This window comes from Curtobacterium sp. MCBA15_013 (assembly GCF_001865095.1).
GTDB lineage: Bacteria > Actinomycetota > Actinomycetes > Actinomycetales > Microbacteriaceae > Curtobacterium.
Map to the genome: position 1 here is coordinate 41268 of NZ_MJGQ01000045.1, position 23750 is coordinate 65017.

The window sequence follows — 23750 nt, forward strand, 5'->3', positions numbered from 1 at the left end:
GAGGGCAAACACGCGGGGCCGTTCGCTTACCTCGGCAGTATCACTTCGTGAAGGTCACGGCCTTCGAGGTGAAGTCGTTCGGGTTGACCTCGATCGTCAGGTCGTCAGTGGCGCCCGCGAAACCGAAGCCGGTGGTCCAGGACGTCGTGGCGCCGACCGCAACCGAGCTGGCCTGCGGGAACGAGGACACGTTCTGCTCGGTGTCCTCGATGGATTGGCCGGCCTGACCGGCTGCAGTCGCTGTGAACGACAGAAGAGCCGGAGTGAGCGTCTCCTTCGTCCCGTTGACAACGGTGACCGTGAACTTCACGTTGTTCGCGGCCTTACCCGCGGCGTATTCGCTCGGGGTGAAGGTTTCCGGAGCGGAGAGGTTGAGCTTCAACCCGTTACTGAACGTGTACGTCTGACCGAACTTCGGCGCCGCTGCTGCCGCAGCTTGGGTCTTCGTGGCGACGGGGGTGGGCGTTTCGTCGGAAACGGTGCCGGCGGACGAGGTGCCGGTGCCGCTGCAGCCGGCGAGCAGTCCGACAACGAGAACGGCGGGAAGAGACAGGAGGGCGAGCTTGCGCATGGTGCGAGAAACCTTTCAAGTTGCTGTGCCCCTGAGTTTAGTTTCAGCCAGGTGCGAGCGAGTAGCCCTCACATTGGGGGTTCGTTGCGCTTGCGGTTTCACGCAGGCGTTGGCGGGGTGTCGCTTGCCCTCCTCTCGAGAGCGTCGCGTCGCGAGCGGCCATCGTCGGGTCGTAGAGGGGAGCCGCGGCGACGGGCATGAGCACCTTCCCGCAGCTTCCCTCCGGACGCGTTCCGCCACCAAGATGACCGTTGTCGCCACTCGTTGGACGTTCGGTGTCTCAAGGAGATGATGGTGGTCTCTGAAGGGTGGTTTGCGAGGGGGCGTTCGCCTCCGACAAGGCAAATGACGGACGTATTCGTGCCGTCTGTGCACCGATCGACGGGTGGGCACTACATCGCGCGGTCGGCGAGCTGAACTTTCAACCGTCGAGCAGAACGCGGTCCCACCCTCGGTTCTCGGCAACCTTCCACTCAGCGGTTCCAGGCGTGCTGCAGATCACCGGGTCGCCGGTCAACTCCAAGAACGGGACGTCCGACGTGTGGTCTCCGTATGCCGACGAGCCAGCGAGATCCAACCCGCAGTCAGCGGCAAGTTTGTGGACAGCGTCAGTCTTTCGATCCTCGATCATTGGTCCGTCGATCGCCCCGGTGAACACTCCACAATCGACGAGCATGTTTGTCGCCAGAACGTGGTCGGCGCCAAGCTCATCGGCGAGAGCGACCAACAGTGCTGGAACTGATCCGCTGACCAGAACGATGGCATCACCGCGCACCCGGTGCATGTGCAACTTCGCGAGCACGGCGGCGTGGAAGTAGCTGGCGGGACGGGCGGCCAGCCAGCGTGCGATCAACCCTCTCAGAGCGTCGGGGCTGCGCCCCTGCCACCAGGCGAAGTAATGACGATTGGCGGTGGCGCGAGGCACCCCGTCCTCGAGCTGCATCCGACGGAGCCCGTGCAGGAATTGGACCGCGTCAGCAGGCTGCCCGCGTTCAGCAGCGTCGAAGTGAACCAGGTCGAACATTGTGGTCGTCCGTGTGAGCGTGCCGTCAACGTCGAAGAACGCAGCTCTCCGCAGAGTCGAAACGCTCACGTGAGTGCTGCGAAGTCCAGAACGATACGCCCGCGGACTCCGCCGAGGCCGACTCTGACATGCGCGTCGTGTGCCCGGTCAGCTGGCAGGACGTCGGCGATCCGAGCGGTGAGCACGCCGGAGTCGATGAGTTCAGAGATGTGCCGTAGCTTCTCGGATTCCCGTGTGTAGGCGGACACCATGATCGGATGCGCGACGATGCCGCGGGGAAGCGTGTCGGCCCAACCCCTCAGGGGCACGAAGTGGCCGCCATCGCGGATCGCTGGGAACACTGCGGTCGTCTGCACCGCTGCGTCGACGACGGCGTCCACACCCTGAGGGACGAGCGCTCGAACCTCCGCCGCAAACTCGTCGCCGCGGGGAACCACGTAGTCGGCGCCGAGCGCCTTCACCAGTTCGACGTCTTCACCTCGCGCGTCGGCGATGACCGTGAAGCCCTCATGCTTGGCAAGCTGGACCGTGAACCCGCCCGCAGCGCCGGCAGCGCCAGTGACAGCAAGCGTGCCGTGCCACAACTGCGGCAACGAGTCCAATGCGAGTCTTGCCGTGAGGGCGTTCATCGGTACGGCGGCCGCTTCATGCAGGCTCAGCCGCTCCGGGCACGGAGCGACCGACAACGCGGGGACGACGATGAACTCCGCGTATGCGCCCGACACGAGCGGCGCATCGACCACCGCCATGACGCGGTCTCCCACCGACCACCCGGTGACCGCGGAACCGACCGCGTCGATGGTGCCGGCCGCGTCCATCCCAGGGGCGAACGGGGGAGTCCGGTCACTGAGGACCGAGCGGTAGAACCCCTCCCGGAACGCCAAGTCCGTCGGATTCACTGCGGCGCCATGGACGCGGATGCGCACCTCGTCGGGCCCGGGGTCCGGGCAGGGGACCTCGTGCAGTTCGAGGACCTCTGGTCCGCCAAAAGATGTGGTGCCGACGAGCTTCATACGTCCATCCAACCGGCGGTGCGGACTGGGAACCAGGTGCTCTCACCACCAGCCGGTCCTGTCCCCCGCTGAGCCAGCCGGGTGGTGGCACACCCCGGATAACGCAGCCCTGTTGACCTCGGCGACGTTCGTCGAGCATCGCAGTGCGGATCGACGATGGGGTCGGCCGCATCACGAACCGACCTCAACACCAGGAGCAGCATGCGACTCGCGATCATCGGCGCCTACGGCTCGGGAAAGACCACACTCGCCAGAGCGGCCGCCGAGCGGTTCGGCCTCCGTCTCGACGCGCTTCCCGCGATGCAGAACCCGTTCGGCATCAGCAAGGCGGCGACTGCGTGCAGCCCAGCGCAGCTCGTCGAGCTGACGGTGCGTCGGCTCATGGAGCGGAGCGCGTCCGAGCAGGGCGAGCACTGGGTCTCCGACGGGTCACTGGTGCACGACTGGGTCTTCACCAAGACACTGCTCCTGCACGGCACCGACCCCGCCGCGTCGCCGCAGCCCACGGTTGCTGGTCGCGGTCTCATCAACGGGCTCCTCGAACCCACCCGACGTGCTATTCGGACGTCACTCGCTGGACGCTACGACGCTGTGGTGCACGTACCCATCGAGTTCGAGATGTCGGAGCGGACGCCGCCCGTGTCCGAAGCCTTCCGCAGGTCGTCGGAGCAGTACCTCGCCGAGGAGACCAGCCTCGCCGGGCTGCACCTCCACACCGTCACTGGCACGGTCGCCGAACGACTCGACCAGCTCGGCGCGCTTCTGGCTGTCCCAGCCGCCGCATAGCCCCTACCCAACTGCACTGATCGGAAAATCCCATGCAAGAGAACCTCAAGCTCGCCATCTCCGGAACGTACTCGACTGGGAAAAGCACCACAACGGAAGCGCTGTCGATCGCAACCGGCCTGCCGCGCACCCACGCGAAGACCTCACGCGAGATTCTCATCGACCTCATCCCCGGCAAGACCGTGATGGACCTCAACGCGATGGAACTCATCAAGCTCGGGTTGCGACGATTCGAGGAACGGGTCCAGAACGAGTCCGGACCCGGCCCGTTCATCTCCGACGGTGGAGTGTTCCACGAATGGGTCTATTTCGAAGCGCGCATGCGCGTCGGGATCAACCCAGGAGCGCCGAAGTGGTTCCAGGCGGTGAAGCAGATCACTGGCCTGCCGGTGAAGCACTTCTACCAGCGCTACACCGACACGCTCGGTGATGTGACTCGGGCGCGAGCGAAGCGCCTGTACGACGCGTACGTGCACCTGCCGGTCGAGTTCGACATGCACCCCGACGGTCACCGCCCGGTCTCCGAACCGTTCCGTCGGCTCTCGGACGACTTGCTCATCGAGGCGCTGCAGGAGCTCGAGATCCCCTACCACGTCGTCGGCGGTCCGATCCCGGAACGGGTGGACCGAATCATCGAGCTGTTCGACATGCCGCAGGTCGTTCCGACCGACGAGGCGATCGAGTTGGCGCAAATCCGAGTTCGGGCAGCAACGGACGTCCTCGAGCAGGACGCCCGGTTCCACGAAGCGCAGCGCAAGAAGTCCTTCGGCCGGCAGCTGAAGTACGCGCTCCGTTACTGATCGCTCCCACCAGATCGCACTCGCCACGAAGGGTCAACCCATGCTTACAACCGCAGACGCCGTCCGGAACGGTGCTCGTCTGACAAGCCCGGCGCTGCTGCTCGGGCTCCTCGCGTTCGCGCAGCTCATCATCGCGCTCGACTACAACATCGTCTTCGTGGCACTGCCGGTTATCGGGGAGGGGCTGCACTTCTCCGAGTCCGCACTCCAATGGGTGGTGAGCGCCTACGCAGTCGCGTTCGGCGGCTTCCTCCTGCTCGGCGGGCGGCTCGCGGACCTCATCGGGAAGCGTCGCGCCTTCGTCATCGGACTGGCGCTGTACGCCGTCGCCTCGCTCGTCGGTGCGATCGCCACCGACCCGCTCGTCCTGATCATCGCCCGCGCGTTCCAGGGGCTCGGCGGAGCGTTCTTGTCGCCGGCGACGCTGTCACTGGTGACCACGAGCTTCCCCGAGGGCCGGTCCAGGAACACCGCGATGTCGATCTGGGCGGCCGCGGGCAGCACCGGCATGGTGCTCGGATCGCTTCTCGGCGGCGTACTGACCGGCAGCCTCGGCTGGGAGTCCGTCTTCACCGTGAACGTCGTGTTGGCTGCCGTCGCGATCGTCGGCGCGTTCCTGCTCCTGCCCGCGGACCGAAGGAGCGCAGCAGCGGCCGCGCAGCGTCTGGACGTGCCGGGTGCGGTCACCGGAACAGTCGGTGTGCTCGCGGTCGTGTTCGCGCTCGTGCAGGCGCCGGAAGCAGGTTGGGCGGCGCCGGTGACCTTCGTGCCGGGTGTGATCGGCGTGGTGTTCCTGGTCGCGTTCGTCCTCATCCAGCGTTCGTCGCGTGACCCCCTCGTGCCGCTGAGCCTGTTCCGATCGGGGAACCTTGGCGTTGGAACGTGGGTGACCTTCTTGTTCATGGCGACGTTCGGTGCGATCCCGTTCTTCCTGACGATCTACATGCAGCAGGAACTCGACTTCACGCCGATGGCGACCGGCATCGCGTTCATCATCCCGTCCGCATGTGTGCTCGTCGGGGCGACGCTCGCTGGACGCCTCGGCAACGTCGCATCGCCGAGGTCCGTGCTCGCAGTGTCGTTCGCGATCGGTGCGGTCGGGACCGCGGCACTCGCGGCCGGGTTCGCCGCCGGCATGTCCCCGTACGTGCTCGTCGTGCCGCTCGTCGTGCTGAGTCTTGCCCAGGGAGTGGTGTTCACCACGATGTTCACCTTGGCGACCAGCGGCGTCGCTGCCGAGCATCAAGGCACCGCGTCGGGCATCGCGACGGCGGGGCAGCAGGTCGGTGGAGCGGTCGGCCTCGCCCTCCTCGTCCTCGGTGCGTCCGCCATCGCTGGCGCTGACCCAATGCGGCAGATCATCGTCGCGACCTTCCTCATCGCTGGCGGCTTGGTGGTCGGCCTGCTGGTGTCGCTGGCGGCCTCTGGTCGTCCGGTGTCGGTGGGTGTCACCACACCTGAGGTCGCGCCGGCTTCGCCCGTCACCGCGGATGACGCGGCGGTCAGTCGCTGAGCAGCTCAGTGGGAACCGCGTCCGGGCGGTCGCTGCTGTACTTCCACCACGCTGGCGGCTTGGCGGCCGTTCCGAGGGGAGTGCGTGCGGCGGCGACCGCCGCAGGCGTCGAACAGGTCACCGCGGTCGGATTCGAGCGCGCTGCGCTGCGGTCGACGTGGGCCACCATCGAGATGCTCGCGGCGATGTCGGTTCACGCGATGCACGACTCCCTCGCCGGAGCGCTGCTGTACGGCCACAGCATGGGTGGCCTCGTCGCATTCGAAGTGTGCCGTCAGCTTGCGGCGATCGGAGGCCCCATGCCCACGGCGCTCGTCCTCGGGGCGACTGCGCCCCCGGGTGTGTTCCCCCCTGTCGAGGATGTATGCACCCGACTCGGTGTCGACGCCGCGGAGGGGGCCAGGGGATCGAGGATCCGGATCGGCATCGACCGAGCCCGAGCGTACGCTCCGCGGCCAGTCCCCATCGGTATCGCCGTGCATGTCGTCTGCGGCCGAGATGACGAAGTCGTGTCTCCCGATGTCATGGAACGTTGGTCCGAGCTGGGTTGTGAGACGCTCGCGATACACGCCATCGACGGAGCGCACCTGTTCCATCAGGCGGCGCACGAGCAGTTCTCCGAGGTGTTCGTATCGATCGCCCGAGCCGAATAGAGTTGCCCATCGCAACACAATTCGTACGCATCAGGGGGTGTACATGCAGAACGACGTGACGGGCTTCGCAGCAGAAGCCGAGCAAGCGCAGGGGCGGCGCGCATGGCTCGGGGAGTTTCTTCGCGCTCGACGGGAGGCGCTGCAGCCGGAGGATGTGGGGTTGCCGCGCTCGGGCCGTCGCCGCACTCCGGGGCTGCGGCGCGAAGAAGTGGCGGTGCTGGCCAACGTCGGAGTGAGTTGGTATACGTGGCTCGAACAGGGGCGCGACATCGGCGTCTCCACAGTCGTTGTGGACGCAATCGCGAACGCGCTTCATCTCGACGGAGCAGATCTGGAGTACTTCTACGAGCTGACAGGGAAAGTGCCGGCGTCACGCCGCGCGGCGGCCGACGACCTCAAAGGTTCGATCGAGCGGACGCTCTCCAGCATCCAAGATATGCCGGCCTATGCAGCAGATCGCTACTGGAACGTGTTCGCCACCAATGAGCTGGCAGCGAAGACATTCCAGACACAGGTCGGCACCAACTGCCTCATCCGGTACTTCACCGATGAGGAGTACGCAGCGCACTATCCACACCGAGACCTCGCCGCACGGATGATGGTTTCGCAGTTCAGACGTCAGGCGACGGCATTCGCAACCGACCCGACGTTCGAATCGATCGCCACCGACCTCGCCGAGCGTTCGACCGAGTTCCGCCGCCACTGGGGTCAGCACTCTGTCGGTCAGGAACCCCACGTCGCGACCGTGTTCGACCATCCGCTTGGACGGATGTCCTTCGAGACGGTGGTGCTGACACCCACCGTCGGAGGCGACGACTTGATGCTGTTCCTGTACTCACCGTCGCCGGCGACGGCTCCGACAACGAATGCGGTGCTGGAGCAGATCCGGTGACCTCCGGACGCTGGCGCAGCCCGAGCCGCGCTCGCTCGATCGTGGTGGGCGACGTCCGGGTCACGTCGGTGCCCGATGGGCGTATTCAGTTGCACCCAGCGGGCTGGTATGGCTCTGCAGAACCGCCGAGGCCGGTCACCGAAGTGCAGCCGCTCTTGGACTCTGAGGGGTATCTCGTCGCGTCCGTCGGGTCGCTTGTGATCGAGGCGGGCAACCACGTCATCGCAGTGGACACCGGGCTCGGGCCGGTGCACGTTCCCGGAGGCCGTGGGCACCCGGCCATCGGCGCGATGACGGGTGGCACCTTGCCGGAACAGTGGCGCGCGCTCGGTTTACCCGACCCGACCGACGTCGTCATCACCCATCTGCACGAAGATCACACCGGATGGTGGAGCAGCGACAGCCGATTCGGCGCCACGCTTCGCGAGCTCCCAACCATCGCTGGGCGCGGCGACCTTGACCGAAGCCCGTTAGCGACCCTCTCCGATCGCTGGCAGCCCGCCGCCGGCGGCGAGCAGATAGCCCCGGGGGTCACCGTCATGGCGCTCCCCGGGCACACCCCGGGCCACCTCGGCGTCCGTGTGGGATCCCGACACGACTGCCTCATCGCGTTCGGCGATGCGCTGCACAGCACGCTGCAGATCCCGGACCCGACCATCAACGCGTTCGTCGAACACGACCCCGCGGCAGCTGTGGCGACCCGAGCGGCCCTGCTCGAGGAGCTGCAGCGCACGAGCGCTGTCGCGTACGGGAACCACTTCGGAGATGTCGTCTTCGGACGCGTTGACGCTCGTCAGTGGCATCCGGTCGATTGAGCGAAAGTGGCGCTCCTGGAAGAAGCGCCCCGTCGGTGCCGTGACTGGTGGTTCTGCTCCCACCATAAGTGGCCTCTGGTCGACCCGTCCGACGCGGTGGATCGTTGCTCTCGCAGACGTCCCTCCTCCACCGACAGGAGACCGAACCCGTGACAACCGACACCATCGAACGCCACGAATCCATCGAGGACCTCCTCGGACCGGCAGCAGGCCGGTTCTTCGGACTCGGATACCGCCTCACCGATCCCAGGCTCCGCAACGCCGATGTCGTCGAGGACGCCGGCACCTGGAGGCTCACCGCCACTGCAGACGCCGTGACCGGCGCTGCATGGTCGCGGAAGGGCGACGACGAACAGAACCCGCACCTCAGCACGACCGACCTGATCGTTCTCGGCATCGCCAGCGCCTACGAATTGCTCGCTCGAGACCTCGACGCCGAAGCGATGACCGCGTGTTCGATCATGAGCGTCGACATCCGAGCACCACGTCGTCCCATCGAAGGCGACCTCGCGGCCTTGCCAGTGAAAGGGCATGCGCCCAGGGGGGCCGCAACCGCAGGAGCTGAGATACCCGTCGTTGTCGACGTCGCCGGGTTCACGATCGGCATCGTCGTTCTCCGTTCAACCGCGACTCCTCCTGTCCCGGGTAGCACTCGTGTCGAGGACCGCCCCGGAGACGGGGTCTACTGCGGCGTGTACCGGAGCCGCTCACCGCTCGTCGAGGACGTCGAAGTCTCACCGAACAACGTGCGCGCCAGCGTCACGATCCCAGCCGTCGGACGTCGTCCCGCCGACGAGCTCTGCGGTTTCGAGGCCGCGTTCCAGCCCGGGATCAACCTGGTCGACGCCTTCGTCACTACGCTGCAGCTCGGCCAGGTTCTGTTGTACCGGCTCGACGAGATCGACCGATCGGACAGCGAGACGCTCTGGATGCGACGCACCCTGATCACCGTTCCCGGTCATCCGCACTCAGCTGTTCGAACCGCCACCCGGGTCTACCTCGACCGATCCCGCACGCTCCAGCAGGACGGCCATGAGTGGCGTCTCTGCGATGTCGTTGGAACCTTCGACACCGGCATGCAGGTCAGCTGCTCAGTCGCTCACGTCATCGGTGCAGCATGAGTGTCGACCAGGTGATGGCGAGTGCTACGCCCGCACGACCGGTGGCCGCCGCCAAGCTCCGAACCACCGTGCTGCAGGGCCTTGGTGGCGCGCTCCCGTCCCGGGCCGTCACCAATGACGACCTCGCCAAGACGCTCGACACCACGGACGAGTGGATCACATCCCGCACCGGGATCAGCACACGACACAAGGTCGAGCCGGGAACCTCGACCAGCGACCTGGCGGTCGCTGCCGGTCGGCGGGCTCTGGAGAACGCCGGACTCGACTCCGTTGACATGGTCATCGTCGCTACGTCGACGCCCGACTACCGGTGCCCGGCAACGGCTCCCGACGTCGCAGCTCGTCTCGGTCTCGGTACGATCCCCGCGTTCGACCTCGCTGCAGTGTGCTCCGGGTTCGTGTACGGACTGGCCCAAGCCGATGCGTTGATCAAATCGCACGCCGCGGAGCATGTTCTCCTTATCGGCGCAGACACCTTCACAACCCTGGTGAACCCGACCGACCGTGCGAACGCCGTGATCTTCGGCGACGGTGCCGGGGCAGTCGTCCTCGGCGCCGCCCGCGACGGCGGCGCAGGACGATTCGGCCCGTTCACGCTCGGCTCCGACGGCACAGGAGTCGACCTCATCCGGGTCGAAGCCGGCGGCTCTCGACAGCCGGTCATCGACACAGCGGATCCGACCGCATGGTTCACCATGCAGGGGCGAGCCGTGTTCGCGGCCGCTGTGGCCGCGATGGCCGACTCCTGCCGCACAGCCCTCAACACCGCAGGATGGGAGGCGGACGACGTTGACCATCTTGTCGCCCACCAAGCGAACCGTCGGATCATGACGATGGTCGCCGCATCGATCGGAGTACCGAGCGAACGCGCTGTCATCCACCTCGACCGGGTCGGAAACACCTCGGCGGCGTCGATCCCCCTCGCCCTGGCCGCCCACGCAGGGCAGATCCGTCCTGGGGAGCGGGTCCTGCTCACCGCATTCGGCGGTGGTGCGACCTGGGGTGCCGGCACGCTCACCTGGCCCGCTCTCGAGGCGCCCGTCATCGACCTGATCTGACCACCGCGTTCCGTCAAGTCGCGCTCCACACCCACTACCAGGACTATTCAAGCAACCGCCCAGAAAGGGCTTGTCATGACCGCACCCATCCCGTCCGCCGAGAACCTCGTCGAACTCATCCGCACAAGCGTCGAGGAGCTTTCCCACCTCGACGGCGTCGACAAGTCCTTCGACGAACTCGACCTCGACTCGCTGTCGATGGTCGAGATCGCGACCATCGTCGGGCAGACGTACGGCGTCCAGCTCGGCGAAGAAGAAGTCGTCGAAGCAGGTGACTTCATCACGCTCACGGCGCTCCTGCACGATCGAGTCTCCGCGTAGCGTTCGGCGCACGCGCCGAGACACGAATCAGTCCCCGGTACAACCGACAAAGCAAGGATCAGGATGCCGTCGTTCCACGACTCCATTGAACAAGCTGTAGTGATCGGCTGCTCGGCAGCACGCATGATCGCGCCAAGCGAACTCCGAGAGTGGGTCGATGACGACGTTGTTGCCAACAGTCGGCTGTACATCGTCGCCCGACGGCCGCGATTGACGTTCACCGCAGCCCGTGCGGCGGACGACGGGTACACAGAACTTCGCCTGCAAACGCCGCAGAACGGCCCCGTCGTCCAGACCTTCGTCCGCACCGACCCACCGTTCGAACTCACCGCCGAAGAAGGTGGGCAATGGCTCACACTCAGCGTCGACGACGACGTCATCTTCGACGACCGTCCAAGCAGGCTGCTGCACTCGAAGGAGATCCCCGTCGAAGGTAACGCGCTGGACGTTGCACACGTCGAAGACGATCTGCTCAATTTGGAGGTGCTGTACGTCGGCAAAAGCAACGACGACGGTGGAGTCATCCGCCGGCGCCTCACCGCGCACAGCACATTGCAGCAGATCCTCGCTGACCACTTTGACCACGCGCCTGACTACGAAATCTGGGTGCTCCCTCTCGTGTTCGACGAGCTCAGCACGCTGACGGCCATCGTGCCGAACGCTGGGACGGACAAGAAGTCGGCCGCAGAACGGGTCGCGGCGATGTCACCGACGCTGTCAGCGGAAGTACGTGTCGCGCTCGCGGAAGCGGCCATGATTCGATACTTCGACCCGGAGTACAACACGCACTATCGTGCATCTTTCCCGGACCGGCAGCACATGTCATACGCCGACGTTTTCCAGTACGACTACAACTCGCTCGGCTTTGTCCTCAACATTGGCGCCGCGTTGAACGTCACCATCGGAAGTGGAGCCGTTCCTGGTGCAGCGCATCACGAAGAATGGTTCGCGGTCGACAAGCCATCCGAACGGCTCCCGCTGACACCAGAAAACCTGCTGAACTCGCTTAAGCCGACCGCCGTTCGCGTGGATTAGGAGGACCCATGCGGGCGTCTGCGGAGTTGGTCGGCAGCTCCGGCGCGGCTCGCTGCCTTCAGGCTGCTTCAGCCGGAAGTACCTGCATGCGCAGCTACTCGCGGCCCGTCAGTAGCACCGCCGCCTATCGATGATTACCGTCGACGAGAACGATGTCACCGGCCTCCGGCCAGCGGCCCCTCGGCGCTCCATAACGAAGGTATCGAATCGGAGAGCGTATCCGGGTTGTCCCGGCTATGCGGGCCGACCTCGAGCGGCACCATGCTCCGCACACTGGTTTCGACAGTCGTCAGTGGGATGGCCGGCGCGGCCGACCGAGGGCTGCCCACCCTGGTCCGCCGCTCAGACGCTTGGGTCCGGGCGACCCCGTCTCGGACCAGCCGGGAGCGCGAACTGGACGATTCCGCTCGTCTACGAGCCAAAATCGTCCGTGGAACCTGCTACTTTTGCCGCATATGGGTGCGGTGAGATGGTAGGAGTGGACGACTTGACTCAGATCCGAGATGAACTAGCCCAAGTGGCGCGGCTTGCGGTGCAGGGGAGCGACGCCGATGTGCGTATGTACCTCAGCCGGCTCGTGCGACGGTACCGCACGGACGACCCCGCACTCGCGAACGACTTGAGCGAGGTCCTCCGCCGGAAGGCGCCGCAACGCCCTGACCGCGTCACGCCCAACGGAGGTGCTCCCTCGACCGCCAGTGCATCGGAGGACCCGCAGCTGTCAGTCCTGCGGAGCTACGCGTCGACCGATCCGGTCGACGCGCCGGTACTCGCATCGGATCTCGAAGGGCAGTTGCATCGGCTCTTGGTTGAGCGGGCTCGTGTCAATGACCTGGCACGTCACGGCCTGAGCCCGGCGTCGTCCGCGGTGTTCGTCGGGCCACCAGGCGTGGGTAAAACCAGAACCGCGCGGTGGTTGGCTTCGGAACTTCAGCTGCCGCTGTTCGCGTTGGATCTCACTGCGGTGATGAGTAGCCGGCTTGGGCAGTCTGGCGCGAATCTTCGATACGCGTTCGACCGCGCCAAAGCGGAGCCATCGGTGCTGTTTCTCGACGAAATCGATGCGATTGCGAAGCGTCGAGATGACGACGGCGATGTCGGCGAGCTGAAGCGCCTGGTGACCATCATGCTGCAGGAGATGGATGAGTGGCCGTCGACAAGTCTGCTGCTCGCTGCAACGAACCACCCGGGTCTCGTGGACCCGGCGCTGTGGCGAAGATTCGATATGCAGATCACGTTTGATGTGCCGACGGGCCATGAACTCGACGCTGCCATCATTCGGTTCCTTGGCGACGATGAAGGTCTCGCTGAGTACGCTCCGTTGTTCCGCACCGTCTACGAAGGCAAGTCCTACAGTGAGATCGAGCGGAACCTCCTGGCCATTCGGAAGTGGCGGGTGCTTGCTATCGGAGAGCCGGACGATATTGTTGCAGATGTGCTCGCCACGAGCGTGAACGCGATGTCGAAGGACCGTCGAATCGCACTCGCGAGCGAATTGCAGCAAAACAGCGGGTTGTCTCAGCGGCGCGTGTCGCAACTCACCGGAGTGAGCCGCGACACGATCCGTAAACGCGTCAAGGAACTTGTCTAAGACCCACGGTTGGGGGACCTCTCATGGCTCAAACGAACTATCTCATCGGTTACGCTGAGCGGCTTGTCGAACCAATCGGCGCACCGCAAGGCGGCGGCGACAAGCTCGAGCCGTACACGATTGAGCAAGCACGCGAACGTTTGGCCCCTCAGCTGTCGACCACGATCGTCTCGTTCACGGAGGACGCGGCGTTCACTCCGAATGGTGTTCACGTTGCGCGGTTCGCCCTGCACCCGACCTACATCGCCAAGTCGTACCATCCTGCGGGCATGCTACGAGCGGCCGGCCTGGAGGTGATAGGAAGCAAGTCCCGCAAAATCAGGGTAGATCGCCACACCGGCAGCAACCCCACCGACGAGACCTACACAACCTCCGAGCTCTATGTCGCCGGAACCGCAGGAGCATTCGAATCGCTCCGAGACGCCTTGATCGCCGATGCTGACCTTGCAACTGAACTCGCGCCGATTCGTCGGTTCGAGCAGATCGCGCCCTTCGCCGCCGAAGAAAAGGTGAAGGCGGGGCTCCCCGATTCGACGGATTCACAATTTGAGCTCGTCCTCCACAGACCGTCCGAGACCCTTGCTCCGGACAACCGTGCCCAGTTCCTCGCAACCGCGGAACAAGTGGGTGTGCAGTTGTACCCGGAACACGGGTTCGATGTCGGCACACTGTGGTTCGTGCCGGCACGCGGAGACCAGGCAGCCCTGCGGACGTTAGCCCAATACACGACACTGCGGACGGTCCGCCCCATGCCCCGCCTCACCATCGAGCCGGTGTTGCGGTCGGTGTCGCTTCCGCAGATGCAACTGCCGCCGGCCCCGGAACGCGACGATGCCATCCGCGTTGCGATCCTTGACGGAGGACTCCCAGACCAGCACCCCCTCGGGCCGTGGGTCGAGTCCTACCGCCGGATGAACCCTGCCGCCGCGGACTTGCCGAACTTCACCGACCATGGTCTCGCGGTCGCATCCGCGTTCCTATTCGGCCCGCTCACGAACGGGGAAGCCTCGACACCGCCACCGGCGAAGGTCAGCGTCATCCGAGTGCTGGACGAGTCGATCGCCGACGAGGACGAGTTCGAGCTGTACCGGGTGCTGAGCCACATCGAGGATGTGCTGACCTCGAACGCATACGACTACATCAACCTGAGCCTCGGCCCGAACCTACCGGTCGAGGACGACGACGTACACGCTTGGACGTCAGTCATCGATGATCTCCTCAGCGACGGACAGACGCTCATGACCGTCGCCGCGGGCAACAACGGTGAACTCGATGCCGAATCCGGGAACGCACGTGTTCAAGTACCCGGAGATGGAGTGAACCTCCTCACCGTCGGCGCCGCGGACAGCCGCGACTCCGGGTGGGCACGCGCGCCGTACTCCGCAATCGGGCCGGGGCGGCATCCTGGACGGGTGAAGCCCGACGTGCTGATGTTCGGCGGCAGCACTCACGAACCCTTCAACGTCCTCAGCGCATCCGGCACCGGCATCGTTGGAGTTACAGGAACCAGCTTCGGAGCTCCATACGGTCTACGGCACGCCGTCGGTATTCGTGCTCTCCTAGGAGGCGACCTGTCACCCTTGGCGATTCGCACGCTCATGGTGCACGCAGCTCGGCGCGACACTCATACGAGTGCGGAAGTCGGGTGGGGTCGTGTCCCGGACGACTTCGAGGACCTGGTCGTGTCCGGCGACGGTGTTGCGCGAATCATCTACCAGGGTGAGCTGAAGCCCGGGAAGTACGTACGAGCGAAGGTGCCGATCCCGACAGGCGGGTTCACCGGCGACGTTCGCATGCGAGCAACGTTCTGTTACGCGAGTCCCGTCGACGCGCATAGTCCTGACGTTTACACCAGGGCCGCACTCGAGCCGATCTTCCGACCGAATCTGAGCAAATATGCAAAGGGGGCAAAAACCCCGAAATCGCGGCGGTTCTTCTCTCAACTTGAATACGTCGGCGAGGAGAGGCGTCGGAATGACTTCGGGCAGTGGGAGACGGTCCTCAGTGACGCCGCGTTGATGCGCGGGAAGACACTTGCCTCACCTGTTTTCGACATTCACTACAACGCTCGAGAAGAAGGAGGCAAGTCAAGCAGTACCGAATCGATGAGCTACGCATTGGTTATCACGTTGGAAGCCGCCAAGCACGTAAACCTCCATCAAGACATCCTTGACGCCTACCCCGACTTGCTGGTTGCCATCGAGCCAGATCTGACTGCCGGTGCACCCGAGGTCGACGTCTGAGTTTACGATCCTGGTTGGACTCGGAGTGAACCTCATCCCGCCCGACGCGCACGGCCGCCGAAATTCCTCGCGGCTCGCTGGGCTCGGACTCGCTGGCCTTTCAACTGCATTTGCGCGAACTGCTCGCTCACGCCGTACGTTCGGGCGACGCGAGCGTTGTCCCACCCGTCGAAGGCGGCGCGTTCAGCGGCCTTCAACGGGACAAGCAGCTCACCGGAGATGAACCTCGCCTCATCTTCCTGCTTCTTGTCGAACTGGCGCTGGTGGTCTTCGCCGAGCAGCACGTCGTCGAACGGATGCTCGAGAAGGTGATGTCCGAGCTCGTGCGCGATGCTGGAGCGCCGCCGGACCGGCGCGTGTGAGTCGTTCTCGACGATGAACCGAGCGGTTCCCACCGGGATCAGCGCAGCGGACCACGCGCTAGCCCGAGTCGTGGAGTAGTGCAGGACCGCATCCGGGGCCGCGTCGAACGACGAGAGCGGGTAGACGCGGATTCCGTGCGCCTCACACAACGCGTACGGGTTCAACGGCTCGCGCGGCCGCAGCCCAAGCGCCAACCGCTCGTCGTCAGCAATCTCACGCATCTGCTTCTGTGTGAACGACATCGCTAACCCCCGGAACGCTCCGTCCGGAACCGTTGCACTGCCGCCCCAATCAGCTGCTCCAAATACTGAACGTCGTCCGCCTGCAGGTCTCGCCGTGCCCTCAATAACGGCGCGAGCTGTGCGACAAGCTCTGGCTCCTCCACATCCGACGTTGCGTCCTCACGGCGGTAGAACGACTCCGCAGGCATCCGCAGCCACGTCGTCATCGTCGCGAACGCCGTCACATCCGGTCGGAAACCATTAGCCATCCGTGACAGCGTCGACGCCGCCACACCTAACTCCTTCGCCAGCTGCCGCCACGACCAGCCACGCTCCACACGAGCCGCGTCCAGCGCTGCATGCAGGGCCTTGACGTCAACCACTGGGGTCGAGTCGCTCATCTTCCTCCTCAGGTGCTCGACATCTCGAACAGTGGTGCTAGTCTAGACCTGCTCGATAAGTCGAGCACTGATTGCATCCCGCATCAGTTCACGTCACGAAAGGAGGCCAGAGATGGCCAGCAACACCGGAAAGGGCTACCGACGAGGAGCGGTGACCGGACGCAGCGAGTTCCAGTCCAAGGGGACGTGGTTCAAGCGCGACACGAGCACGGGGCGGATCATGAACGGCTCGCCGAATCAGCACAAGGGCGTCCGAAACGAGAAGTAGCTGACTGATGTGGGTCGCTCCTCCGCGAGCGACCCACACCCCCAGCCACATGCGGCCGCGTGCCGTGACAACGAGAGGAGACAGCAGCGATGGCTGTGCACTGGGTGAACTACGACCTGAACAAGCGGGGGCAGAACTACACCGAACTGATCGACTACCTGAAGTCGCATCGAGGCTGGGCGCGACCGGTGCGCAACAGCTACTTCGTGGACACGGCGATGAGCGCGTCGGAGCTCCGCAACGAAATCAAGCAGCGAGTGGACAGCAACGACGTGGTCATGGTCGTCGATGTCTCCGGTGCTGACTGGGCCACGCTCAGCGTGTCGAAAGTCGTCACCGAGTGGCTCCGAGAGCACCTCTGAGTCACGCGCATGACCGACTTCTGGTTGCAAGTGCTGTCCGGCGTGCTCAGCGCGCTCCTGACCGCCGTTCCCGTCGCACTGATGTCCACCTGGGCGCAACGTCGGATCCGAGTTCCCCACACCATCGACGAACGCGAAGTGGCTGTGACGCGCTCCACGCTACCCACCGCGGCGGTTATCGAACGCCGCACCACAAAATCATCCACGTCCTCAGGCAATGACAGCGGAATCGCCATCCTCATCGGAGCCAGCGCCCTGGTCGCAGCCTGGTTCTTCGCCCAACACCCCGTCGCCGTTGGAGCGTCGCTGATCGGACTCGCGGTCGGGTGCGTGGCCGGCCTCGTCCTCATCTGGACACGGAGTATCAGCGGGCTTCACCGCGTCCCGCAACGCGCAACCCTCCCGACCGTGCAGGTCGGAATCGTCGTTGCCGAACTCGCGCTCACCATCGCCTTGCTCGCACGTGTGCAGCTGCACGGCGCAACCGTGTGGACCATGGGCGCACTCCTGCGGACAGGAAACGCTGAGCCAACGCAGCCGTTCCTGCAAACCGTGGTCAGCCAGTACGGCGCACTCATCGACCGTTTCGGGATACCAAGCATGGTGGTGCTCGTATATGCAGTCCTCATCGCCGTCGCGTGCGTCATCAGCGTGCTCGTAGCCGCCGTCACGCTCTTCGACTGGAGCTGCTACCTCGCGCACATCGATGGAACCGCCGGACCGTTCGCGTCGCGACGCGCAGCACGATACCTGCAGCACGGATGGGGTGCTCGGCTCACGCCGCTGCTCATACCCGCGATACTGCTCGCGCTCTTCGTTCTCATGCCCGGCTTCGTCGATCAACCCACGTCCGTCTTTCCCAGCTTGCAGCCAACGCACGCACCCGAAGCGATCACAACCGGTTGAACCGACGGTTCGGGTGCCCGGAGCGTCTTCCGTATGGTCGGCCAGGTCGCGTCGACGATCCGTCTGCCGTCGGGAGATCATCTGGCGCCGCCTGCGGCGGAGCACGCCGGGCGCAAACAGCTCGCTCGCCGTGCTCGTCTCGGCAGACGCCAAACCGCTTCGGCCATGGGCGTCGAGTCCCAGCTCGGCCGGGCAGCCACCGTCGACTCGGAAGCGATCGAACGGCCGATCTCTGAGTGCTGCGTCATGCGGCGTCTGCGATCGATCTCGCAGACCAAGCGCGAGCGACAGGCCGCATGCTGTGCGCAAGCGGATCAGTACCCAAGCGGCGTCATCGAGTCCGGATCGAGACTGTAGCGCTCCAGCGATCGCTGATTCCCGACCAATGGCACTGTGGACACGTGGACCTCAGGACGTTGCGTACGCTGCCTTCATCGGACCAGCGGGTGTTCCTGCTCGGCCGGATCACCGCGGAGACGACGAGCGTCGATGCGGCGCTGCGGTTCGTGCATGCTGCTCTGCGCGGACGTCACGAGATCGACGCGTACCTCGATGCGCCGAGGTACATCACGACCATCGTTAAGGAGTGCAAAGCGCTCCTCGCCACGCATGACAGCATCGACGAAACAGGCCGGCGAGCAGTGAACGCGACCCTGACCGCTGCGAACAAGATGTACACGTCACGGAACCGCTTCATCCACGACATGCTCCGCGCCGACCTTCTCAGCGGCGGATGGGAACTCGCAGGCCTCGAGCGCCAACCAGACGGTGAGCAGAACATCACCGCGACCACATTCGACGGCATGGTCGGGCTTGTCGAGGACCTGGTCGGTGTCACCTGGCGGCTCCGAGGAGCCGCGCTCTACATCCTCAACGGCTCCTGGAGCGGACTCGCGACCGGAGCCGTCGAAGGGCAATGGGACGGCAGCGCCGACTACGTCAACTGAGCCCTGCTGACCCTGCCGGGTTCTCATTCAGCGAGCACCTCACGGGCACACTGCTTCCACGCAGCCGCCGCAGTCCTGGCCAAGGCGAGAGCGGTGCGGTCACGAGGCCAATTCGGCTCAAAGCTGCCCCCTCCCACCGAAGCCGGTGCTCCGTCTCGGACTGTCGGCAGGAGTTTGAGGGCAGCATGCGCCCGGCGGCAGGACCACCGTACTGAGCCAGCCACCGACGGTCAGCTGGGTGCCCAGCAACCGTCGCGCACGGTTGTGACGACGATGGCTCTGCATCCGTCAGAACGGCATGAGGCCTACCAGCGCCTCGACGCCTACCTGGCGGTGATGAACTAGCTTCGCTGGAACGCGCGGAGCCCCGGCACCCGAGGAATGTCGACCCACATCTTCATGCTCGCCTCCGACACGGTTTCGCCGGATACGACGAACGATGCAGGTCCGAGCCGGTCAAGATCTGCAGCAAGTGCGGCGGCCTTGGCGGCGCTGAGATGCCCAATCTTTCGTCCTCTGCCATAGACAGCGACGGCATTCTCGTCATGCTTGTTCTCGGGTTCACGAACGAGTTCGTATACCTGACCGCCGTATCGGGCCCGATCGTCGTCGCGCAGCCAGTACGACGTTCCAACGATGCGGAACCGCGACGACGGCAGCTCGCGCAAGTCGATGCGGGGAAGCCGCTCGTCGAGGTAAGCAGGAACGATCCTCGAAGAACCCCGGGAGGATGCTCGGCCCTGCCTTTCGTCCGCTTCCGCAACGCCTTCGCTGAAGCTCCTGGCGATGGCTCCGGACTGCTTCCTGCCGTCCGGACCGGTCCTCGTGACAGTCTCGCCCGGACGCGTCGCAGGTGGCTCTGCACCGCTTCGACGGGTGAAGTGCTGAACCAACAAACGTCCTCCGATGAGCAATACGACGATCAGCAGCACGATCTCGAACACCATGCGGTCACCGTAGCTAGCAGTAGCCACACCGTCTGCGCCCCGGACGGGCGGCAGGCTCGTTCCCGACGGGCGAGGACGGCGACGCCTGAGCCCAGCAGCACCGGCCAGCTCTGCGGCGCCCTGCTCACGCGGACGATCTGCGGGCGCTGTGCGTATCCGCCCTACACGGCCGAAAGTACGTCACCGCCGGACGTCGTCCCGCCAGAATGTGAGCATGAGTGACGCACTGCTAAGCGATCGTCAAGAATGGGTTGGAACTTGGTGGATCCCGCAGGACCCCACCCGCCGCGTGCCGGGCGTCCTCACATTTGATCCGAAGGTCGGCGCGGAGCTGCGACTCATCGGCGGGTGGGACCACAGCGTCGAGATACCGGTCGGGGACGGCTCCACAATCATGACAAACAGGTCGCGGTCGTGGCCCATCCTCCTTGGGGCAGCCAGCGACGGACGCCCGATGACGCTGCTGGATGCGCGATTCGTGCACGCAAAGACTTCCCACAATCAGTGGAACACCTCCGACGGCCCGGACGTGCTGCACCTTGCGCCGCAGACAGTGATGGTTGGATGTCACCTCGGAGAGGCCGACGCCGTCTTCGTCGCCGGTGCCGCAACAATCGAGAACCTCACGTCATGGTCGGACCGCATCGGGATCGATGGCCACCGAACTAGGCGGGGCGACGGTAAACCGGGCGGCGATCTTACAATCGCGCGGCTGGAGCCGCTAGTTGTCAAGTCGGGCAACCTAACCATCAAGCTCCACCACCTCATCGCACAACCCCGCATCAGAGAGGTCCGCGCGGAACGGATTGCCGACGTCAAAGAACACACGTCGATCGAGTTCGTCAGCGCGGAACCGCAGGCGCTGGCGTTCTACACAGACCTACTCGGGAGCATCGCCGACCTTGTCTCGCTTTCCGCGCTGAAGCCAAGCGGTCTCGTGACGCTGCGGGTGTACCTGCCAGCTCAGCCGGAACGGTACCCTGCGGGACATCCCCTTGGCCATGCTCGACCGGAGGTGCAGGTCTTTCAACGGCTCGTTGTGAAGGCTCGTCCCGACGACGAGGCGGAGCCGGCTCGCAACTTCCTTCTCACCCTCCGAGATCGCCCGTTCGAAGACCTCCTGCCGCTCTGGCTCGACGTGCGCGAGAAGTTCGCAGCGGCCCGCAGCATGATTCTGGGGCTGCACTACGTCACCGACGGATACCTCGAAAGCCGCCTCGTCACGGCGGTCTCCGCAGCAGAATCGATGCATCGTGCGCTCGACCCAAAGCCACCAATCCCACAGGAAGAGTTCAAGGAGCTGCGAAAGCAGATCCTCGCCGTGGACCCTGCGTGGAAGACGTGGCTGGCAGAACGGTTCAACGACCACACAAATGTCCCCACCCTCCGGGAACGTCTCCTAGAGCTCGCCGAACGTGTCGGCCCTGCCGGTGCCGCGGCCGTCGCAGACATACCGGCATGGGCGACGACGGCGAAGAACGCCCGCAACACCATCGCGCACGCCGGTGCAGCTAAAGGGGACTTTGATCGGCTGCACGCCGTCGTTGAGACGACCTCTGCAGTGGTCATCCTCAATCTGCTGTACGAGCTCGGGGTCCCCAAGGAGCGGCTCCTCACAGTCGTCCGCGAACACCCGAGGCTGTCCTTCGCCGCGGAACTCGCTCAAGAAGCCTTCGGGAGGACGTGAATCGCACGGCGCGTCGACAACGACTTCAGAATTCCTGCGACAGCGACCAGCGCGTCCCCAGCAGTCGTGGGTTGCATGCGCCGGCGGTTGCCGACAGGCTTGACAAGGGAGGTCCGAATGATGCGACGTGCTGGGTGGCGACTGTTTGGGTGGATCATCGTCGCTGCGTGTGTGGTGTTCGTCGCCGGTTTCGCACTGAGAAGCTGCGGGGCGGTGGCAGCCTAAGCGCACCACCCCGCAGCTGCATGACCTCAGTTCATGACGAGGATTCCGTATGCATTGTTCGCTGCGAAGAAGTCGGACACAGGAGCGACGATTACCTGGTGGCTGCAGAGGCGTCCGTCCTGCTGCGCGGCGCAGGTGGTGCTGTTCCCGAAGATCCCGCTGATGATGCCCGCGGCGTAGGTTCCGATGGGCTGCCCGGCCTTGTTCGTTGCGAACACGGGTCCACCCGAGTCGCCTTGTCCAGCTGCCGGCTTGTTCTGCGTCTGGTTCGTGTAGACCTGCCCCGTGTAGCAGAGCGCGTCGGCGGGGTAGCAGATCGACTGGTTCATGCTCGTCACCTTGTTCGAGCACACGACACCGCTTGGGGCCCCGCTCATGCACCACGAGTCGCCAAGGATCGGCGCGATTGCTCCGCTCACCGGTGACCAAGTGGCAGTGGAATTCGCACCGGAGTAGATGGCTCCGGCGAAGTCGGCTCCGACGAGACGCTTTACGTCTGCACCAAGGCGGCTCGTGTCTCGCATGGTTCCGAGCACTGGCGAGTCCGTGTAGAGGCCGGTTCGCCACTGTGTGCCGGTCTTTCCGCAGTGATCAGCAGTCAGCAGTTCAGTCTTCAACGTCGAACCACTCATGTAACCGATTCCGAACCCGGTCGTGCATGCCTGCACCTTCCCAGGGACACCGTTCGGCCGCGACATCTTCGCACCGCCAAAGTGCGGCGGGTACGGGTCGACCTCACGGTTCGTAGCGACCGGCGCCTCGCCGTATGAGACGTTCAGAGGAACACCCTCGATGGTGCGAGGCAGGGCTCGCCTTGCAGACGGCTGCGCTCCGTCAGAGTTGACCGTGACGTCAATGGCGGATGCATCGGCATTCGGGCCGGCGGCGACGACCTGCACGCCGGCTAGCGGCTGCTCCGTTGCAAGTGCGGCGGCCTGCGCAGCTAGCTCTGAACGCACGAACGGGTCCTCGACGATCGCCGTTGCGACACTGTCGCCGAGAGACGTGAGCGCGACCCTTCGGTCAGAGTCAGTTGCGCCGTCGTTGACGTGCAGGGTCAGCTGCTCGGACGACGCGTCCCAGGAAGCGACGTTGAATCCCTCGCCCAGTACCTGCTCCGCAATAGCGACCTTTGCATACATTTCGGTCGGCACACCTCCAGCGTTCTCCGGCAGGGACTGCGCACGAGCGCCCTTCGGCGGTGCCGCGGTCTCGAACGTTGGAACAGCCGACGTCTGTTCAGGATCCGCTCCTTCAGCACTTGCCGGCAATGCGGATATGACCGACAGCACGAGCGCTCCGGCACTCAGCGTGGCCAGGCCCAAGATCTTCTTCATGAAACTCCCTCGGTTGTTTCCTGTATGGAAGCACAGGTACGACGAGGCTGGCTGTCCACTTTTTGGTGGACGTGGTGGCTTCGCCGGTCAATCGAAGAGTCCCTCGGCGGGGTGCTAAAGATGCCTCGGGCTCGGATCGCGTTTCACGGCGCCACGGGGTCTGCGCAGGCAATCGAGGGGGAGTCGAGGGTGTCTTGTTGGGTCCAGGAGCTCCAGTACGGGTCGTACTAGCGCTGTCCGAACTTCACGAGCTCGGTGTCGGTCTCCTCGATCCCGGCTCTGGACCCTGGGCTTCTCGTGAGCAACTGCGGCTCGCGATCGTGCACTGGATCGAGGGCACCTACCACCGAAAGCGCCGACAGCGCGGTCTCGGGAAGTTGACGCCCTTCGAGTGCGAAGCAATCATCAACCCACAGGCAGCACTCGCGGTCTAAACCAGCGAGTCAACCCAAACTGCAGCAGTCCCTCGCCAAGAACGACGGCGGTCACTGGGTGAAGGTCTACAACGGCTGGACTAACGGCGCGGTCCGCGTGTTCGCCAGCGAGCTCCGGCAATGGTACAAAGAGCCGCCTCAATAGCCACGGCCGTTTCGAGACCCGCGTCGTTCACAACACCGTTGTTAAAGCAAGATGCATCGTGGAGAGGCCAG

24 protein-coding genes and 1 pseudogene are annotated in these 23750 nt (G+C 64.8%); 18 read left to right on the forward strand and 7 right to left on the reverse strand.

Annotated features, from left to right (window positions below):
* Positions 1–40: 40 nt before the first annotated feature.
* The 3 genes from BIV01_RS14080 to BIV01_RS14090 all read right to left on the reverse strand — a co-directional run bounded on the left by BIV01_RS14080 (position 41) and on the right by BIV01_RS14090 (position 2608).
* Positions 41–571, reverse strand: coding sequence for a hypothetical protein (locus tag BIV01_RS14080; RefSeq protein ID WP_071303253.1), 531 nt, complete (start codon positions 569–571; stop codon positions 41–43).
* A gap of 421 nt (positions 572–992) precedes the next feature.
* Complete coding sequence (locus BIV01_RS14085) at positions 993–1664, reverse strand: HAD family hydrolase (RefSeq protein WP_071303254.1); 672 nt, start codon at positions 1662–1664, stop codon at positions 993–995.
* Positions 1661–2608 carry an NADP-dependent oxidoreductase gene (locus BIV01_RS14090; RefSeq protein ID WP_071303255.1) on the reverse strand — a complete coding sequence of 316 codons (948 nt, stop codon included), beginning with the start codon at positions 2606–2608 and terminating at the stop codon, positions 1661–1663. The genes BIV01_RS14085 and BIV01_RS14090 overlap by 4 nt, the downstream gene beginning before the upstream one ends.
* Before the next feature lie 201 nt (positions 2609–2809).
* Between BIV01_RS14090 and BIV01_RS14095 the strand changes: the two genes are divergently transcribed.
* The 12 genes from BIV01_RS14095 to BIV01_RS14150 all read left to right on the forward strand — a co-directional run bounded on the left by BIV01_RS14095 (position 2810) and on the right by BIV01_RS14150 (position 15436).
* Positions 2810–3394, forward strand: a complete 585-nt coding sequence (locus BIV01_RS14095; protein WP_071303256.1) for an AAA family ATPase — start codon at positions 2810–2812, stop codon at positions 3392–3394.
* Between the two features lie 32 nt (positions 3395–3426).
* On the forward strand, positions 3427–4194 hold the full coding sequence (locus tag BIV01_RS14100) for an ATP/GTP-binding protein (RefSeq protein WP_071303257.1): 768 nt from the start codon (positions 3427–3429) through the stop codon (positions 4192–4194).
* Between the two features lie 40 nt (positions 4195–4234).
* A complete protein-coding gene (locus BIV01_RS14105) occupies positions 4235–5707 on the forward strand; it encodes an MFS transporter (protein WP_071303258.1) in 1473 nt (490 codons plus the stop codon).
* A gap of 8 nt (positions 5708–5715) precedes the next feature.
* Positions 5716–6360 carry a thioesterase II family protein gene (locus tag BIV01_RS14110; protein ID WP_175473738.1) on the forward strand — a complete coding sequence of 215 codons (645 nt, stop codon included), beginning with the start codon at positions 5716–5718 and terminating at the stop codon, positions 6358–6360.
* A gap of 43 nt (positions 6361–6403) precedes the next feature.
* Positions 6404–7252: a helix-turn-helix transcriptional regulator gene (locus tag BIV01_RS14115; protein ID WP_071303570.1), complete on the forward strand. Its 849-nt coding sequence runs from the start codon at positions 6404–6406 to the stop codon at positions 7250–7252.
* Positions 7249–8067 carry an MBL fold metallo-hydrolase gene (locus BIV01_RS14120; RefSeq protein ID WP_071303260.1) on the forward strand — a complete coding sequence of 273 codons (819 nt, stop codon included), beginning with the start codon at positions 7249–7251 and terminating at the stop codon, positions 8065–8067. Before BIV01_RS14115 ends, BIV01_RS14120 begins: the two co-directional genes overlap by 4 nt.
* Positions 8068–8216: 149 nt before the next feature.
* Positions 8217–9188, forward strand: a complete 972-nt coding sequence (locus BIV01_RS14125) for an AvrD family protein (RefSeq protein WP_175473739.1) — start codon at positions 8217–8219, stop codon at positions 9186–9188.
* Between the two features lie 41 nt (positions 9189–9229).
* The gene (locus tag BIV01_RS14130; RefSeq protein WP_254791846.1) at positions 9230–10246 is read left to right on the forward strand and encodes a beta-ketoacyl-ACP synthase III; all 1017 of its coding nucleotides are present in this window, start codon (positions 9230–9232) and stop codon (positions 10244–10246) included.
* Positions 10247–10321: 75 nt separating this feature from the next.
* Positions 10322–10567 carry an acyl carrier protein gene (locus BIV01_RS14135; protein ID WP_071303262.1) on the forward strand — a complete coding sequence of 82 codons (246 nt, stop codon included), beginning with the start codon at positions 10322–10324 and terminating at the stop codon, positions 10565–10567.
* A gap of 63 nt (positions 10568–10630) precedes the next feature.
* A complete protein-coding gene (locus BIV01_RS14140) occupies positions 10631–11602 on the forward strand; it encodes a hypothetical protein (protein ID WP_139199398.1) in 972 nt (323 codons plus the stop codon).
* Between the two features lie 487 nt (positions 11603–12089).
* The gene (locus BIV01_RS14145) at positions 12090–13193 is read left to right on the forward strand and encodes an AAA family ATPase (RefSeq protein WP_217642563.1); all 1104 of its coding nucleotides are present in this window, start codon (positions 12090–12092) and stop codon (positions 13191–13193) included.
* A gap of 23 nt (positions 13194–13216) precedes the next feature.
* Entirely contained in the window at positions 13217–15436 is a 2220-nt protein-coding gene (locus BIV01_RS14150; protein WP_071303265.1) for a S8 family peptidase, read from the forward strand.
* A gap of 32 nt (positions 15437–15468) precedes the next feature.
* Here the strand turns inward: BIV01_RS14150 and BIV01_RS14155 are convergent, their stop codons facing one another.
* Both BIV01_RS14155 and BIV01_RS14160 read right to left on the reverse strand, forming a co-directional pair.
* The gene (locus BIV01_RS14155; protein ID WP_071303266.1) at positions 15469–16041 is read right to left on the reverse strand and encodes an ImmA/IrrE family metallo-endopeptidase; all 573 of its coding nucleotides are present in this window, start codon (positions 16039–16041) and stop codon (positions 15469–15471) included.
* Between the two features lie 2 nt (positions 16042–16043).
* Positions 16044–16421 carry a helix-turn-helix domain-containing protein gene (locus BIV01_RS14160; protein WP_071303267.1) on the reverse strand — a complete coding sequence of 126 codons (378 nt, stop codon included), beginning with the start codon at positions 16419–16421 and terminating at the stop codon, positions 16044–16046.
* 112 nt (positions 16422–16533) lie between these two features.
* Between BIV01_RS14160 and BIV01_RS19915 the strand changes: the two genes are divergently transcribed.
* From BIV01_RS19915 to BIV01_RS14175, 4 genes are all read left to right on the forward strand, one after another.
* Positions 16534–16689 (forward strand): hypothetical protein, encoded by a 156-nt coding sequence (locus BIV01_RS19915; protein WP_175473740.1) that lies wholly within the window; start codon positions 16534–16536, stop codon positions 16687–16689.
* Positions 16690–16778: 89 nt separating this feature from the next.
* On the forward strand, positions 16779–17051 hold the full coding sequence (locus BIV01_RS14165; RefSeq protein ID WP_071303268.1) for a hypothetical protein: 273 nt from the start codon (positions 16779–16781) through the stop codon (positions 17049–17051).
* A 9-nt stretch (positions 17052–17060) separates the two neighbouring features.
* Positions 17061–17957, forward strand: coding sequence for a hypothetical protein (locus BIV01_RS14170; RefSeq protein ID WP_071303269.1), 897 nt, complete (start codon positions 17061–17063; stop codon positions 17955–17957).
* A gap of 401 nt (positions 17958–18358) precedes the next feature.
* Positions 18359–18904, forward strand: coding sequence for a hypothetical protein (locus BIV01_RS14175; RefSeq protein WP_071303270.1), 546 nt, complete (start codon positions 18359–18361; stop codon positions 18902–18904).
* Positions 18905–19245: 341 nt separating this feature from the next.
* On the opposite strand, the gene BIV01_RS19045 is transcribed toward BIV01_RS14175, so the two are convergent.
* Positions 19246–19851 (reverse strand): HIRAN domain-containing protein, encoded by a 606-nt coding sequence (locus BIV01_RS19045; RefSeq protein ID WP_139199402.1) that lies wholly within the window; start codon positions 19849–19851, stop codon positions 19246–19248.
* Between the two features lie 214 nt (positions 19852–20065).
* On the opposite strand from BIV01_RS19045, the gene BIV01_RS14180 reads away from it, so the two are divergent.
* Positions 20066–21538 (forward strand): HEPN domain-containing protein, encoded by a 1473-nt coding sequence (locus tag BIV01_RS14180; RefSeq protein ID WP_139199404.1) that lies wholly within the window; start codon positions 20066–20068, stop codon positions 21536–21538.
* Between the two features lie 251 nt (positions 21539–21789).
* Here the strand turns inward: BIV01_RS14180 and BIV01_RS19440 are convergent, their stop codons facing one another.
* Complete coding sequence (locus BIV01_RS19440) at positions 21790–23100, reverse strand: trypsin-like serine protease (protein ID WP_139199406.1); 1311 nt, start codon at positions 23098–23100, stop codon at positions 21790–21792.
* Between the two features lie 296 nt (positions 23101–23396).
* Between BIV01_RS19440 and BIV01_RS19050 the strand changes: the two are divergent.
* Positions 23397–23534: pseudogene (locus BIV01_RS19050) on the forward strand (IS3-like element ISAar45 family transposase); the annotation flags it as partial.
* Positions 23535–23750: the final 216 nt, after the last annotated feature.

Excerpts from the sequence above, each read along its gene's own strand:
- BIV01_RS19045 (WP_139199402.1), bottom strand. The coding sequence starts at position 19,851 with ATGGTGTTCGAGATCGTGCTGCTGATCGTCGTATTGCTCATCGGAGGA.
- BIV01_RS14170 (WP_071303269.1), top strand. The coding sequence starts at position 17,061 with ATGACCGACTTCTGGTTGCAAGTGCTGTCCGGCGTGCTCAGCGCGCTC.
- BIV01_RS14100 (WP_071303257.1), top strand. The coding sequence starts at position 3,427 with ATGCAAGAGAACCTCAAGCTCGCCATCTCCGGAACGTACTCGACTGGG.
- BIV01_RS14165 (WP_071303268.1), top strand. The coding sequence starts at position 16,779 with ATGGCTGTGCACTGGGTGAACTACGACCTGAACAAGCGGGGGCAGAAC.
- BIV01_RS14095 (WP_071303256.1), top strand. The coding sequence starts at position 2,810 with ATGCGACTCGCGATCATCGGCGCCTACGGCTCGGGAAAGACCACACTC.
- BIV01_RS14115 (WP_071303570.1), top strand. The coding sequence starts at position 6,404 with ATGCAGAACGACGTGACGGGCTTCGCAGCAGAAGCCGAGCAAGCGCAG.
- BIV01_RS14155 (WP_071303266.1), bottom strand. The coding sequence starts at position 16,041 with ATGTCGTTCACACAGAAGCAGATGCGTGAGATTGCTGACGACGAGCGG.
- BIV01_RS14160 (WP_071303267.1), bottom strand. The coding sequence starts at position 16,421 with ATGAGCGACTCGACCCCAGTGGTTGACGTCAAGGCCCTGCATGCAGCG.
- BIV01_RS19915 (WP_175473740.1), top strand. The coding sequence starts at position 16,534 with ATGGCCAGCAACACCGGAAAGGGCTACCGACGAGGAGCGGTGACCGGA.
- BIV01_RS14180 (WP_139199404.1), top strand. The coding sequence starts at position 20,066 with ATGAGTGACGCACTGCTAAGCGATCGTCAAGAATGGGTTGGAACTTGG.
- BIV01_RS14105 (WP_071303258.1), top strand. The coding sequence starts at position 4,235 with ATGCTTACAACCGCAGACGCCGTCCGGAACGGTGCTCGTCTGACAAGC.
- BIV01_RS19440 (WP_139199406.1), bottom strand. The coding sequence starts at position 23,100 with ATGAAGAAGATCTTGGGCCTGGCCACGCTGAGTGCCGGAGCGCTCGTG.
- BIV01_RS14135 (WP_071303262.1), top strand. The coding sequence starts at position 10,322 with ATGACCGCACCCATCCCGTCCGCCGAGAACCTCGTCGAACTCATCCGC.
- BIV01_RS14150 (WP_071303265.1), top strand. The coding sequence starts at position 13,217 with ATGGCTCAAACGAACTATCTCATCGGTTACGCTGAGCGGCTTGTCGAA.
- BIV01_RS14140 (WP_139199398.1), top strand. The coding sequence starts at position 10,631 with ATGCCGTCGTTCCACGACTCCATTGAACAAGCTGTAGTGATCGGCTGC.
- BIV01_RS14090 (WP_071303255.1), bottom strand. The coding sequence starts at position 2,608 with ATGAAGCTCGTCGGCACCACATCTTTTGGCGGACCAGAGGTCCTCGAA.
- BIV01_RS14080 (WP_071303253.1), bottom strand. The coding sequence starts at position 571 with ATGCGCAAGCTCGCCCTCCTGTCTCTTCCCGCCGTTCTCGTTGTCGGA.